Here is a 13716-nt window from a genome sequence, read left to right as displayed (position 1 = left end):
TTTTTTAAAGCTTTGTCCACTGTTGATTTCCTTTCAGATCATTCAGCAGATCATAAAAAATTCTGAGACCTCTTGTTCCCATTCCTCTGGAATCCCGTATTTTTTAATTTTTAAATTGTCATAGGTCACTTGAAGATGAGTGGTGGTGGCGTCAGAATAACCGACTTCATATTCATCTGCTAAATTTTCGAAATCGATATAATTCAGTAATTCTACAATTTCTTTAAATTTTGCCTGCGAAAGTTTTGCTGTGTAAGTTCCGGCTTGTATAAAACCATCACCTTCGCTTACCCATAGTATGTCTCCATTGGAAATTATTTCCATCTTAAAGAAAGATTTAATCCTGTATGAGCCAGCAGTTCTCGTTTGTATTTCCAGAATATTATGCCTTTTGGGTTTTGTATTTTCTTCAATAAATTCGCCAAACTTGTAAATAAGATTTTCACTTAATCTCCTTATAAATCCCTGACGATTAAGGATTTTGACACTGTGGTATTCTATTTTGTTACCTTTTACCAGAGAAAATGAACATCGCTCATAAAGTTCTCCTTTACTGAGATTTTTAGATTCAAAATGATCTCCTTTATCTAAAATATAAATCGTTTTTACTCCTTCGGAGATATTTCCGGTTACCAAGAGATCAGTTAATCCATTGTTATCGAAGTCTGCTTTTTCCCAGTTTTGTTTTAAATGGAGACTGTCAGCAATTAGTGTACAATACCGATCATAATTATTTTTTTCTTTAACGTTTAAATAATACTTTATTTTATTTTGATCATTATCAAGAAATTCCTGAACCTCCTTTGCTGTGTTGAGTGAATCGATTTTATTAAAAACCTTTTTATTCTGGCTGTAGAATAAAGTAAAGCAAAAAGAGAGGAGGAGTAAAGAAAAAATCTTTTTCATGTTAATAAAAATAAAAAAAACGAAGCAATATTACACTGCTTCGTTACATTATATTTGATTGTCTTTACAGGTTTATTTCTGCTTTTTCGCCCAAAGCTCCATTTTCCTGTTCAAAACATCCAAAGGCAGACAGCCCTGATTCAATACTTCATCATGAAATTTTGCCAGATTAAATTTATTACCAAGCTGTTTCTGGTATTGCTCTCTCAATTCACGAATTCTCAGTGAGCCGATTTTATATCCCAAAGCCTGTCCGGGCATCGCCATGTACCTTTCAACTTCGGCGGTTGCTCCTGCTTCGTCATAAGCGATGTTGCTTAGGAAATAGGTAATCGCTTCCTCTCTTGTCATCTTTCCGGTATGAATTCCTGTGTCGACAACCAGACGAACAGCACGAAGCATTTGGTCACTTAAATACCCCATTTTCTGATAAGGATCGGTGTACAGGCCAAATTCAGGTCCTAAAGTTTCACAGTAATGCGCCCAACCTTCGCCGTAAGCTCCAAACCACCCGAATCTCATAAATTTAGGAAGTTTTTCATTTTCCTGTTGCAGAGAAACCTGATAGTGATGCCCCGGAATGGCTTCATGTAAGAAAAGTGATTCCATTCCTGAAGTAACATTAAATTTTGAAGGATCGGGAAGTGGCATATAAAAAATACCAGGTCTTTTCCCGTCCGGAGTTCCCTGTATGTATTCCGCACTTGCGCTTGCTTCTCTGAATTTTTCGGTCTGTTTAATCTCAAATTTCGTTTTTGGCGTTACACTGAACATGGTTTTCAGCTTCGGACTTATTTTCGCTAAAATTCCATTAAAACCATCCAGAACTTCTTTTGACGTTTTGTAGGGCATTGCTTTTGGGTCTGCCGTCACTGATGTGATGAACTGTTCCAAAGTTCCAGTGAAGCCAACCTGTTGCTTTACTTTCTCCATTTCAGCACGGAGCATGGCAACCTGTTGCTGACCGATTTTATTGATTTCGTCCGGAGTTTTGTTGGTGGTAGTCCAGCTTTTTACATAATATCTGTAGATATTGTCTCCTTTGGGAAGGTTGTTATAACCATCTGTTTCTCTTGATTTTGGCAGGTATTCCTTCTCTAAAAATTCAGCCATTTTTGTGTATGCAGGAATGATGTTTTTGGCAACAGCATCTTTGTAAAGTTTGGTGAATTTTTCTTTCTGTTCAGCAGAAAAATCTTTTGGGAAATTCTTGACAGGTCCGGAAAATATGTTTTTTTCGAAATCTGGAGTGATAATCTCTTCCGCTTTCATCTGCGGGATCATTTTTAAAACCAATTTTCTCGGGAGAACGATTTTATTCGTCATTCCCTCACGGAAATTTTCTGTCGCCGCATTCATCCAATCCGGAAATTTTTCCATTCTTTTCAGCCAATCCTGATAATCTTTTTCTGTATTAAATGGCTGGCTTCCCTGACCGCTTCCGTACAGAGGGAAGTTCAGCGGCAGGCCTTCAAACTGGGAGAAAGGAATATATTCCGGATGATAACTGTATTTTTCAGTTTTGTCTTTTAAAGTAAAATCCAACACATCGTAAACTACTTTATCTTCATCCGAAAGCGCTTTATAATCAACGTTTTCCAGCTGTTTCTGCACGGAATTATAAAAAGCAATTTCCCCTGAAATAAAGTCTTTATCGATATTAATCGGCAATTGGTCATTGTATCTCAAATCTCCCTGTGATGTAGCTTCCAAAGGATATAATTTTAAATACTGCTCGTAATAGTTTGCCGCGATAGAGTCGAGATTGGTCGGGGTAATTTTCGTTAAAGGTGAATCGGTCTTTCTGCAGGAAGCAAGACTCAGTGCTAAACCTAAGCCTAAAACCGCTTTTGATATGATGTTTTTCATTTTAAGATCTTTAAAACACAAAAATAAAGAATATAAACACAAGAAAGATTTGGAGAATCGCTATTTATAAAAAAATAAATTTGAAAATATTTTAAACATTCGCACAATTTTTTATCTTTGCCTAAAGCATTTAACTATCATACTATTACAGTTCTTTTTTAAGAAATAATGAAAGGGATTTTAAAAATTTACCATCCGGACGAGACATTGAAGTACAATATAAAAAGCACTTATTGCAAGGCTGTTTATAGTAATCAAGAACATTTTCTAGAAGTAGAAATCATTACGGATGACGGGCTCGATCATGTAGATGATGATTCTTTACAATATAATTTTCCTCAACTTTCTTTGGAAGTTATCGAATTTCCGATTGATTCTTCTGAGATTGAAGGAAAAACGTTTACCATCAACGATTCTACAGACGAAGTTTATACTGAAGTAGATTTGTTTGATGATGAAGAAGCGTTCATCTATGACAACGAGCTTTGCTTTGAGAAAAATGAAGAAGACGAGCTTCAGGTAATCTGGAAAGGTAATATTGACGATTTCTACACAGGATCTGATACTCCACTTCCTTTCAGACTGAAATGCGAGTTTACTCCAGACGAAATTATCGTAGACGAAGACTAAGAACTACCCAATATTTACTGTAAATTTCTTTTCAAATATTTCTTTTGGAAAGAAATTTGCTGTTTTTAGGCGAAATGTTTATTTTGAAGTGATATTTTAAGCTTATTTTAAGATAAGTATTGATAATATTCCTTTATTTTTGTCGTTTAAATCCATTATAAATAAACTAATTAATGCTGTTAACGGAACTTACTCAGATTTTATTTGCACAGGTCGCTGTACCTACAGTGCCTGTTGAAAAACTTGAATTTTCATTTTGGGACATCCTATTTCACGGTGGTGCTTTTGCTAAAATAGTAATGGTAACTGTGCTGACGTTGGGTGTTTTCTCAGTGTATCTTTTCTTCGAAAGATTCTTCTATATCAAAAGAATGACGACAAAGACCGATTCAAACTTTATGAATAACATCGAAGATTTCATCAGAGACGGGAAAATAGATGCAGCAGCTGATTATTGTAAAACACAGAACTCTCCGGAATCAAGAATTTTAGAAAAAGGAATTTCGAGATTGGGAAGACCTGTCTCAGATATCGTAAGTGCCATGGAATCTCAGGCTCAGATTGAAGTAGCCAATATGGAAAAAAACCTGAATCTTTTAGCAGTAGTACCAAGTATCGCTCCGATGCTAGGACTTTTGGGAACAGTTATCGGGATGATCATTGCTTTCTTTGATTTATCACACGCAGAAGGTGCTTTCTCGCCGAAAACACTGTCTGAAGGTATTTACACCGCATTAGGACAGACGGCTGTCGGTTTGGCAGTGGCAATTCCGGCGAACTTCTTCTATAATATTCTGTTGACAAGAATCGATAAATTCGTTTTAAGAACGCAGAATGTTTCGGGAGAATTTTTAGATTTAATTAATAAACCTTTGTAATTTCTAACAGATGAAGATTCAAAGAAGAAATAAAGCACATCCGGAATTCAGCTTAGCGGCGATGACCGACGTTATTTTGCTGATGTTGATCTTTTTTATGATCACTTCGTCAGCAGCTAATCAAAGTGCGATAGACGTGAAGCTTCCTCAGACGGGAAGCGTAGAAGATAATATCCCGAATCCGATGACAGTAAGTGTAAAACCGGACGGGTCATATTTTGTAGATGACAGACCGATTGCGAGAGAATTGGTAGAACAGACAATCGTCAATGATCTTAAGAGCAAATCTGCAAAGTCATTTACCATAAGAGCTGATGAGAGTACGATGCATAAAGATGTAGTGTTCTTAATGGAAATTGCAGAAAAGCATAAACTGAATATTGCCATTGCAACGGTAAAAGAATAATAAAATGAGAGGTTACGCAATCAATAGAAACGAAGAAAATAAAGATAAGGCAAAAAGCGCTGTGCTTTCTGTCTTAATTTGGTCTGCTATTCTATTATTTGTTTTCATTTATAAAATGAAACCTACGGAGCGTCCAAAGGAAACTGAAGTCATCACTACAATGCTTGTGAATTTTGGAGACAACAGAAATGGAGCAGGGATTGATGAACCAGCCAATCAGGAAGGAAGCTTGGCTGCAAAAGCGGAAGAAAATGCTCCTGAGCCTGTAGAAAATGTTGTTTCAGAACCGAAAACGGTCATTACTCCGGAACCTAAACCAGAAGCTAAAAAGACTGAAGTAAAAGATAAAATCATTACAGGAACCAATTCTAAAGTCTCGGCTCCGAAAAAGGAAGAGTCAAAAACAAATAAGAAGTCAACCGCTACTTCTACAACAAAAACAAAAGCTAAAAGTTCTGCCACAACTGCTAACTCAAAAACAGGAAATGGTGACGGAAAAGGTACTGCCGCAATCGGAAATTTAATCAAAGGTCGTGGAACAAAAGCAGGAAGTCAGGGAACAGGCGATGGAATCGGTAACAATGGTGATCCTTTAGGTGGAGACGGAAACGGCGACAGCAAAGTAGGAATCGACAGACGATTGGTTGGCTACATTCCAGGAACGATGGGCAGAGGTGGAGCGCAACCAAGTCACAGCTGCTCTGCAAGTGGCTCGATCACGATAGCCTATGTTGTAGATAAAGCAGGGAATATCTCCTCGGCAAGAAGATCAGGTGGAATCTCTGATCCGTGTGTGGTTTCCACATCGGTAGCGTGGGTTAAAAAATATGTAAAGGCTGAAAAGGCCAGCGTTTCTTCCACCGGAAGTTACAGCATTACTTTCTAACATACAAAAGCACCTGATTCAGGTGCTTTTTTTATTATTTGTAGTAAGAAAACAATAGTTATTTTGGTAGAATTAAAAACACCTATCTTTTTGCGATTTCATTAATTCTGTTAATAATGGGAAGTGCAAAAATTCCACTGGTCTGAAGATACAGCTCATAGAAGGTTTTTGCTTTGTCTAAAAAGTCATTGTTGTTTAATACTTTCCCGTTGTAATAGAAAAGATTTCCGAGCATTTCATAGTAATCTTTGTGATCTCTTTCCTGTCTTTCTTTTACAATTTCAATCACTTCTTCTTTTGGTTTTGCCGAAAGTTCTTTAAAATCAAATTTAAAAATATCTTTCATTAAAGAATCGAAATCGAGTTCTTTCTGCATTAAACTTTCTTCGGGTTTGTCCAAAATCAGTTTTTCCAAAGCTTGAGATAGCTGACGGATAAGTCTTAGGGTGAATTCTTTATCTGTAATCATAATTTTTGTTTATTTAAAATTTTGAATTTAAAAAGATTAATCCTTCCAATTCATTTCTATGAACTTCAATTTCTTTTTTGAAGTTTATTTTATCAGATTTATCATTAATTTCCATTTCAAAATCAGCAATAAAAATTAATGTCTCTTCTTTTATTTCGGACAACACCATATCTAAAATTCTTAAAGGTGATTTACATTTTTTACAAAGTAGAAACTGTTCCTCATAATATCCTGCGTCAACATTGATTTTTCTTACTTCAACAAATTCTATTTTAGTACCATCAATTAAAATAAAATTGGAGTCTTTTGTCTGAAAATAGGATCTTATTGAAGGTTCTTTTTCTTTCAGTTGATTAGATTTAAAATCTATTCTGAATGTTTTACCAGTCTGGTCTTCTGTAATATTTTCAATTTTCAAATAACCCATATCCCATCCGCCCTGCGCAGATAAAATAGAATTAAGAGAAAGAGTGAAAAATAAGACTAAACCAAATTTAATTTTCATACGATTCCAAATTATAAGAAGTATCTCTTTTTAAGCAAAAAACAAATACGCCAATCCAATTGCAGTAATCACGCCCACTAAATCCGCCAAAAGCATAGCAACAACCGTATATCTCGTGTTCTTTACGGCTACGGCTCCGAAATAAACTGCAATTACGTAAAACGTAGTGTCTGAGCTTCCTTGTAGAACCGCTGCCAATTTCCCTTGAAAACTGTCTGCCCCGAAAGTTGCCATCGTATCCACCATCATTCCACGGGCTCCTGAACCCGATAGAGGTTTGATTAAAGCTGTCGGAAGTCCGTCAACAAACCGTGCATCGAGATTTGCTGCATAGGCAACCCATTTCATTCCATCGATAATAACGTCAAAAACACCGGAGGTTCTCAAAAGAGAAATGGCAATCAACATTCCGACTAAATAGGGAATAATCTTTACACAGGTCCAAAATCCTTCTTTGGCGCCGTCAATAAAGGCATCGAAAACATTGATCTTTTTGTAAACAGCACCAAGAACGATGGCTAAAAAAATGAAAAGTATTAAACCATTGCTCAAAACTTTACTGAAATCATCAAGTTCGTCTTTGCTCAGCTGAACCAGATAAACAACCAGAAGGGCAATTAATGCTGAAATTCCGCCAACATAGGCAAGGACGATAGGTTTTAAAAGATTTATTTTTTGGTATAATGATACGATAATCATTGCCGCCATTGTGGCTGTAAAAGTCGCAATCATGCAGGGAAGGAAAATGTCGGTAGGTGTTTTTGAACCCATCGAAGCCCTGATTGCAATAATGGAAACTGGTATCAGAGTCATTCCGCCTGCATGAAGGCAGAGGAACATAATCTGTGAGTTGCTCGCTGTGTCTTTATTTGGATTTAAAGTCTGTAAACTCTCCATCGCTTTTAAACCAAATGGCGTTGCGGCATTATCTAAACCTAAAAGATTGGCACTGAAATTCATCAGCATGTGCCCAAAAGCAGGATGATTTTTTGGAATTTCAGGGAATAGTCTTGAGAAAAATGGCTGTATAAACCGGCTTAATAAATTAATTCCGCCTGCTTTCTCAGCAATGCTCATGAATCCCATAAAAAGGGTCATGATTCCAATCAGACCGATACAGATTTTCACTGCCGTTTCGGAAGTTCCAATGACACCATCGGCCTCCTGTACTCGGTACACCTGAACGTTCTGTTTCAGAGAATCGGTTTTATAATGAATTCTGCTGTCTGCAAAATCATTTTTCTTCATCAGGCTGTCTCTCACGACTGGAGAAAGCATACTTATGTTTTGGGTTGCCACCTGAACAGTGTCGCCGCCTTTTCCGACAACCATATCGTTGAAAATGGTTTTGTAGTGGCTTGACGAGATGTATTTTATACTGGCAATGGCAATGGCGATAATGATAAAGGCCGACCAAATTCTGCTGAGAACCATTTGATTAAATTAATTGTTTAAACTTAGTTAAAAAAACTTCAGATTGCAAAAAGTGATGAAATATAATTTCTGTTGACGTGAATAAATTCCAAGAATGTTTGTTATTAACTACGTCAAATCTTAGATTTCCGAAGGAATCTCAACTGTTATTTTAAAAGAAATTGTCCTGACATTTCTTTGCAATGACAAACTATACGATAATGTAACGAATAAAAAATTATTTTTCATCCAGATAGACCAGCTCGCCCGCAAAATCATCATCCAAACTTTTCAAGACCTTAGCGTTAGCAGTCTTCTTTTGAAGCTCTTCGATAAAGAAATTTTTCTCAAAAAACTGGCGGTGAATTCCTGGCAAAAGCTCCATGAAATAATCCATACCGATTTTGTTGTTGTGGAGATCCATTTTGGTTTCTAATGGTTCGTTAGGGAATAATTCCTCGTGCAAATCTGTAATTTTTTTGCAGAACTCCAGTGCTTTTTCGGGTGAGGAAATTTTGCTGCAGTACATCATAATCAGGCAACACCAGAAAGCGTGTCTGAACGCGTTTCCTTCACCGTTTTTAGATGCTGTTTTCGGATACAGTTTTTGAGCAATGGAAAAAGCTTTTACCGTTGCGTAAAAACTCATCATGGAAAAAAGAGGATGTGGCAATACGGCAGATGAGAGCTTAAGAATTTTCTTAAAACTCATGCTTTTTATCGTGTTGAAAATTACTTTGAAAGTCCTCATAGATTGGCTTTTGGCAAATGGCTTACTGCTTTAGGCTTTAAATCAAGCCGTATTATTTTAATATAATATTTCCAATCATTCTTGATTGATGAAAATTAAATACTATTCACAGGGCGCTCCTCTGGAGCTCAAATTCTTAACATGACTTTTTCTACTAACATTACGCTCCTAAAGGAGCTAAATTAATCCCGTCGGGATTAACTGTCAGTAGAAAAGATGAAGTAACCACAAGAACGAGCTCCGGAGGAGCGAACTGTAGAGCTATTTCAAACATATGAAATTCGTCAATTTGTTTGTATTTTTTAAACAATTATTTATTGCTAATATCTAAACAAAAATCTCTCCCGAATAGAGAGAGATTGTATGATTTTCAGTTAAAATATTAAGCTTTTACCGCTAATAAATTTACTGTTTTTGAAACAACTTCTTTGATTTCAGTTCTTTTTACGATGAAATCTACGAAACCTTTTTCCTGTAAAAATTCAGAAGTCTGGAAGCCTTCCGGTAAGTCTCTACCAATGGTTTCACGGATTACTCTTGGTCCTGCAAATCCGATCAGTGCTTTTGGTTCAGCCATAATGATATCTGCAGTCATTGCGAAAGATGCGGTAATTCCACCGAAAGTAGGGTCACAAAGGTAAGCGATGTATAAAAGTCCGGCTTCTGAAAGCTGAGCCAGTTTCGCTTGAACTTTTGCCAACTGCATTAGTGAATACGTTGCTTCCTGCATTCTCGCACCACCAGACTGACAAATAATCATGTACGGAAGTCTCTTTTCGATACAGTAATCTATTGCTCTTCTGATTTTTTCACCCATCACAGAACCTAAAGATCCTCCGATAAACGCAAAATCCATACATGAAACCACCATTTCGGTTCCGTTTACGGTTCCTACTCCGTTTCTGATAGAGTCGGTAAGCTTGGTTTTAGCTTTTACTTCTTTCAGACGGTCGGTATACGATTTTGTGTCTTTAAAGCTAAGGATATCAATACTTTCAACATTTGCATCCAGCTCAGTGAATTTTCCTTCGTCAAAAAGAATGCTGAAAAACTCGGCACTTCCTATTCTTACGTGAAATCCGTCTTCAGGAGAAACATAATTGTTTTTCTTTAACTCGTCATGTTCCACTACTTTTCCTGACGGAGTCTGATGCCAAAGCCCTTTCGGTACATCTTTTTTCTCGTCGGTAGAAGTGGTAATATTTTGTGCTTTTCTTTTAAACCAGTCGAATGCCATATTATTGATTTGAAATTATTGATTTGAAGTTTGGAATTCAGGTTTGCCGATAAAAATTTTCATCTCAGACAATCTCAAATTTCAAACCTCAAATCTCAAATCAATTTATTTTAAAGTATTTACGTTATTTAAATCTTCAAATGCTCTTACCAATCTTTTAGAGAACGTTTCTTCGCCTTTTCTAACCCAAACTCTTGGGTCATAGAATTTTTTGTTTGGCTTATCGTCTCCGTCAGGATTTCCGATTTGAGTTTTCAGATATTCTACATTATCTACCATGTAATCTCTGATTCCCTCTGTATAAGCGAACTGAAGATCGGTGTCAATATTCATCTTAATTACCCCGTAATCAATCGCTTCTCTGATTTCTTCTAAAGTAGAGCCTGAACCACCGTGGAATACGAAATTAATCGGCTTCTCAGCAGTTCCGAATTTCTCCTGAACGAATTTCTGAGAATTGTCTAAGATTTTCGGAGTCAAAACTACATTTCCTGATTTGTAAACACCGTGTACATTTCCGAAAGCTGCTGCAATCGTGAAGTTATCAGAAATTGCTTTCAGTTTTTCGTAAGTGTAAGCTACGTCTTCAGGCTGCGTATATAATTTTGAATTGTCGATATCAGAATTGTCTACGCCATCTTCTTCACCTCCTGTTACACCGATTTCAACTTCCAAAGTCATCTGCATTTTTGCCATTCTTTCGAAATATTCCGCAGAAATCTCAAGGTTTTCTTCTAAAGATTCTTCAGAAAGATCAAGCATGTGAGAAGAGTAAAGAGATTTTCCGGTCTGCTTGAAGAATTCTTCGTTAGCTTCCATCAAACCGTCGATCCAAGGCAATAATTTCTTTGCAGCGTGATCGGTATGTAAAATTACTGTCGCTCCGTAAGCTTCAGCCAAAGTATGAATATGTTTTGCTCCAGCGATACCACCTAAAATAGCTGATTTCTGAGCGTCATTGCTCAATCCTTTTCCAGCGTTGAAAGATGCTCCACCGTTAGAAAACTGAATGATAACAGGTGAGTTTAATTTTGCTGCAGTTTCCATTACTGCGTTCACGTTGCTCGAACCGATTACGTTCACTGCAGGCAATGCAAATTTGTTTTCTTTAGCATACTGAAAAATATCTGTAACTAACTGACCTGTGGCAACTCCTGCCGGAAAAATTCTGCTCATGTTTACTTTTTATATAAAATTAGGGTATGTTTGAAAAATTCTTGTAAAGGTAATAATTTTTGAGAAATGATTAATTTCTTTTATCCCGTCCCCAAAGTAGCTTCTGGCGGATGGTTTCGTAGAAACTTAAATTGTTCGGCTGTACCAGTAACAGCTGGAAACTTGCTTTTCTGATCACAATTTCCTTATCCGTTTCAATATGAATTAATCTTGAATCTAAAGAAAGAGAATATTGTGGAACCCGGCTTTCTACTTTAAATTTAATCTCAACTTTATCGTTGACAACCAAAGGTCTTACATTTAAATTATGCGGCGCAATTGGAGTAATGACAAAATTTTCGTTGTTTGGCGAAATGATCGGTCCGCCGCAACTTAAAGAATAAGCGGTAGAACCTGTTGGCGTAGAAACAATCACGCCGTCGCCCCAGAAAACATTTAGAAATTCATTATTAATATAGGAATCTACCGTGACCATTGATGTGGTTTCTTTTCTGGAAATCGTCACATCATTTAAAGCATACGGAAAAAATTCGTCAGATTTTGGTGAAACAACTTCGATAACTGATCTTCGGCTGGTTTTCACATCACCTTTTAAAATAGAGTCCAGTTCTTTGAAGGCTTCTTCTTTGGTAAAACTTGCCAGAAATCCAAGTCTTCCGGTGTTGACACCCACAACAGGAATTTCGAGATCTTCGATAAATGTTAATGAATTTACAATCGTTCCATCGCCACCAAAGGTGAAAAACAGATCAACTTTTTTGTCGATGAGATCCTGTTTGTTGCCAAAAGTCTCAAATATTTTTGAAAATTGAAGCGCGTCAGCCATTTCGTCAAACAAAACAGATTTTACGCCTCTGCTTTCCAATTCAGAAATAAATTTGCTTAAATATAAAAAAGTATCAAGATCTTTTTTCTGAGAATATATGGCTGCCTTCATATTATATTTCGATAAATTTTTGTAAAAAACCTAAACGGTCTTTGAAAAGATCTGTTTTCTCATCAGAATAATATTTTTCAACAATTCTGTAATCATAACGGTCGAAAGTAGCGTCGATGGAAGCTAAATTTTCGTTGCTGATTTTAATGGTGATGTGAATAAATTCGTCTGACATGAAACTGATAAAACCGCCGTAGAACTTAGAATTGTTGCTCTCAACGATGTTGGCAATTTCTGTCATAGAATATTTTCTTGCCGGAGTTTCTATCGTTAAGGTAGCACCGGTTTCCGAAAACAGAGGGTATTTTGAAAAGGTCTGAAAAACATCGTCACAGCAGATGTAGCCCAGATATTTTTCGTTTTTATTGATCACAGGAATCACGTTGGCATTGAATGTATAAAAAAGACGGATGCTGTCCATGATATTATTGTCCTCCAAAATGGCGAAGCGCTCGATCTGATGTTCGAGGTTCTTTAAAGTACCTTCTTCTTCATAAAGAAAGTCTTTGGCGATGGCTCCGTAAAAGTGGTGTGATTTTTTGATGAAAATATGCGTATATCCAAATGCTTCTAGGGTTTCCCTAGCCGATTCGATGGAGTCAGTCAGATGAAAACACGGAAAATCTTTTGAGATATAGTCCTTGATAAACATTGTGCTAATTTATAAAATTAAAAACGAAACCTTCCTGCTTTATTGCAGTTTTTTTTCATAAAAATAAAAAAAGTGAAATAAAAATTTGCCCGTAAAGAAATTTGAAGTATCTTTGTCGCCTTTCATTTTTACTTTTTATTAGATTTATTTCAAACTGCACTGTCTTTTGACAGACGCAGTTTTTTTATTTTAGGGCATATTCTGATTTTCGAAAACTGAATTTTTCTGTTTTTATTTAAACGCAAAGTCCGCTAAGATTTTTTTGAACTTCTGAGTGCTGTTAAGATATACAAAGGCGTTCTACTTAGCGAAGCCTTCAAAGAATTAATTTAAAACAATTATTATTTAATTCCTAAAGCTTTTGCAAATTCCCACATCACGATTCCTCCGCATACACTTACATTTAAGGAATGCTTAGTTCCCAGTTGCGGAATTTCAATAAAAGAATCGATATCCTGAAGCGCTTCATCGCTGATTCCTTCTACTTCATTTCCTAAAATGACCGCGTATTTTTTTGAACTGTCAATTTTAAAATCAGTAATCATCGTGCTGTTGGTCGTCTGCTCGATTCCCACCACTTCAAATCCCTGACTTTTTAAATCATTGATCGTCACATTAATATCTGCTTCATGCGACCAATCCACACTTTCTGTCGCGCCCAAAGCAGCTTTGTGAATTTCACGGTGTGGCGGTTGCGGCGTAATTCCACATAAAATAATTTTCTCAACCAAAAATGCGTCTGCCGTTCTGAAAGTCGCCCCTACATTGTGCATACTTCTGATGTTATCCAGAACAACCACCAACGGAATTTTCTCAACCTTCTTAAACGTTTCTACATCAATTCTGTTGAGTTCTTCCAGTTTTAATTTATTTACCAAAATATATTTATTTCTAATTACAATTTACGAATTCTTCTGAATGAATGGATTTTAAAATTTTATTTCAAATTCATCTGTGAGAATCTGTGAGATCTGTGGGAGATTTCTTTGCCCACAGATTTA

At 36.4% G+C, this 13716-nt stretch carries 15 protein-coding genes; 4 read left to right on the top strand and 11 right to left on the bottom strand.

The annotated features are described in order from the left end of the window. Window positions 1–42: 42 nt before the first annotated feature. A complete protein-coding gene (locus OMO38_RS04325) occupies window positions 43–906 on the bottom strand; it encodes a DUF6438 domain-containing protein (protein ID WP_264748988.1) in 864 nt (287 codons plus the stop codon). A gap of 72 nt (window positions 907–978) precedes the next feature. Further along, window positions 979–2775: a DUF885 domain-containing protein gene (locus OMO38_RS04320; RefSeq protein ID WP_264748987.1), complete on the bottom strand. Its 1797-nt coding sequence runs from the start codon at window positions 2773–2775 to the stop codon at window positions 979–981. 168 nt (window positions 2776–2943) lie between these two features. On the opposite strand from OMO38_RS04320, the gene OMO38_RS04315 reads away from it, so the two are divergent. From OMO38_RS04315 to OMO38_RS04300, 4 genes are all read left to right on the top strand, one after another. Next, window positions 2944–3405 (top strand): hypothetical protein, encoded by a 462-nt coding sequence (locus tag OMO38_RS04315; protein WP_264748986.1) that lies wholly within the window; start codon window positions 2944–2946, stop codon window positions 3403–3405. A 173-nt stretch (window positions 3406–3578) separates the two neighbouring features. Beyond that, a complete protein-coding gene (locus OMO38_RS04310) occupies window positions 3579–4283 on the top strand; it encodes a MotA/TolQ/ExbB proton channel family protein (RefSeq protein WP_264748985.1) in 705 nt (234 codons plus the stop codon). A gap of 10 nt (window positions 4284–4293) precedes the next feature. Next, a complete protein-coding gene (locus tag OMO38_RS04305; RefSeq protein WP_264748984.1) occupies window positions 4294–4689 on the top strand; it encodes an ExbD/TolR family protein in 396 nt (131 codons plus the stop codon). 4 nt (window positions 4690–4693) lie between these two features. After that, window positions 4694–5575 (top strand): ferric siderophore ABC transporter substrate-binding protein, encoded by an 882-nt coding sequence (locus tag OMO38_RS04300; protein ID WP_264748983.1) that lies wholly within the window; start codon window positions 4694–4696, stop codon window positions 5573–5575. Window positions 5576–5657: 82 nt separating this feature from the next. Here the strand turns inward: OMO38_RS04300 and OMO38_RS04295 are convergent, their stop codons facing one another. The 9 genes from OMO38_RS04295 to OMO38_RS04255 form a co-directional block, all read right to left on the bottom strand. Then, entirely contained in the window at window positions 5658–6044 is a 387-nt protein-coding gene (locus OMO38_RS04295; RefSeq protein WP_264748982.1) for a hypothetical protein, read from the bottom strand. 13 nt (window positions 6045–6057) lie between these two features. Next, the gene (locus OMO38_RS04290; protein ID WP_264748981.1) at window positions 6058–6549 is read right to left on the bottom strand and encodes a hypothetical protein; all 492 of its coding nucleotides are present in this window, start codon (window positions 6547–6549) and stop codon (window positions 6058–6060) included. A gap of 30 nt (window positions 6550–6579) precedes the next feature. Then, complete coding sequence (locus OMO38_RS04285; protein ID WP_264748980.1) at window positions 6580–7983, bottom strand: nucleoside recognition domain-containing protein; 1404 nt, start codon at window positions 7981–7983, stop codon at window positions 6580–6582. Between the two features lie 217 nt (window positions 7984–8200). Beyond that, window positions 8201–8713 (bottom strand): DUF6973 domain-containing protein, encoded by a 513-nt coding sequence (locus OMO38_RS04280; protein ID WP_264748979.1) that lies wholly within the window; start codon window positions 8711–8713, stop codon window positions 8201–8203. Between the two features lie 382 nt (window positions 8714–9095). Next, window positions 9096–9950, bottom strand: a complete 855-nt coding sequence (gene accD / locus OMO38_RS04275; protein WP_056083262.1) for an acetyl-CoA carboxylase, carboxyltransferase subunit beta — start codon at window positions 9948–9950, stop codon at window positions 9096–9098. Window positions 9951–10055: 105 nt separating this feature from the next. Continuing rightward, window positions 10056–11126 (bottom strand): class II fructose-bisphosphate aldolase, encoded by a 1071-nt coding sequence (gene fbaA / locus OMO38_RS04270; protein WP_264748978.1) that lies wholly within the window; start codon window positions 11124–11126, stop codon window positions 10056–10058. Window positions 11127–11196: 70 nt separating this feature from the next. Continuing rightward, window positions 11197–12063 (bottom strand): NAD kinase, encoded by an 867-nt coding sequence (locus tag OMO38_RS04265; RefSeq protein WP_056083258.1) that lies wholly within the window; start codon window positions 12061–12063, stop codon window positions 11197–11199. A gap of 1 nt (window position 12064) precedes the next feature. Next, on the bottom strand, window positions 12065–12715 hold the full coding sequence (locus OMO38_RS04260) for a CBS domain-containing protein (RefSeq protein WP_056083255.1): 651 nt from the start codon (window positions 12713–12715) through the stop codon (window positions 12065–12067). 341 nt (window positions 12716–13056) lie between these two features. Beyond that, window positions 13057–13593: an RNA methyltransferase gene (locus OMO38_RS04255; RefSeq protein ID WP_264748977.1), complete on the bottom strand. Its 537-nt coding sequence runs from the start codon at window positions 13591–13593 to the stop codon at window positions 13057–13059. Window positions 13594–13716 lie beyond the last annotated feature (123 nt).

The organism is Chryseobacterium kimseyorum, assembly GCF_025971945.1.
Classification (GTDB): domain Bacteria; phylum Bacteroidota; class Bacteroidia; order Flavobacteriales; family Weeksellaceae; genus Chryseobacterium; species Chryseobacterium kimseyorum.
Note: the sequence above shows the minus strand (reverse complement) of the source record. Positions and strands in the feature narration are given on the sequence as shown.

Bases quoted from the DNA above. Each gene is read 5' to 3' on its own strand.
- OMO38_RS04325 (WP_264748988.1), bottom strand. From the start codon at position 906: ATGAAAAAGATTTTTTCTTTACTCCTCCTCTCTTTTTGCTTTACTTTA.
- OMO38_RS04320 (WP_264748987.1), bottom strand. From the start codon at position 2,775: ATGAAAAACATCATATCAAAAGCGGTTTTAGGCTTAGGTTTAGCACTG.
- OMO38_RS04315 (WP_264748986.1), top strand. From the start codon at position 2,944: ATGAAAGGGATTTTAAAAATTTACCATCCGGACGAGACATTGAAGTAC.
- OMO38_RS04310 (WP_264748985.1), top strand. From the start codon at position 3,579: ATGCTGTTAACGGAACTTACTCAGATTTTATTTGCACAGGTCGCTGTA.
- OMO38_RS04305 (WP_264748984.1), top strand. From the start codon at position 4,294: ATGAAGATTCAAAGAAGAAATAAAGCACATCCGGAATTCAGCTTAGCG.
- OMO38_RS04300 (WP_264748983.1), top strand. From the start codon at position 4,694: ATGAGAGGTTACGCAATCAATAGAAACGAAGAAAATAAAGATAAGGCA.
- OMO38_RS04295 (WP_264748982.1), bottom strand. From the start codon at position 6,044: ATGATTACAGATAAAGAATTCACCCTAAGACTTATCCGTCAGCTATCT.
- OMO38_RS04290 (WP_264748981.1), bottom strand. From the start codon at position 6,549: ATGAAAATTAAATTTGGTTTAGTCTTATTTTTCACTCTTTCTCTTAAT.
- OMO38_RS04285 (WP_264748980.1), bottom strand. From the start codon at position 7,983: ATGGTTCTCAGCAGAATTTGGTCGGCCTTTATCATTATCGCCATTGCC.
- OMO38_RS04280 (WP_264748979.1), bottom strand. From the start codon at position 8,713: ATGAGGACTTTCAAAGTAATTTTCAACACGATAAAAAGCATGAGTTTT.
- accD (WP_056083262.1), bottom strand. From the start codon at position 9,950: ATGGCATTCGACTGGTTTAAAAGAAAAGCACAAAATATTACCACTTCT.
- fbaA (WP_264748978.1), bottom strand. From the start codon at position 11,126: ATGAGCAGAATTTTTCCGGCAGGAGTTGCCACAGGTCAGTTAGTTACA.
- OMO38_RS04265 (WP_056083258.1), bottom strand. From the start codon at position 12,063: ATGAAGGCAGCCATATATTCTCAGAAAAAAGATCTTGATACTTTTTTA.
- OMO38_RS04260 (WP_056083255.1), bottom strand. From the start codon at position 12,715: ATGTTTATCAAGGACTATATCTCAAAAGATTTTCCGTGTTTTCATCTG.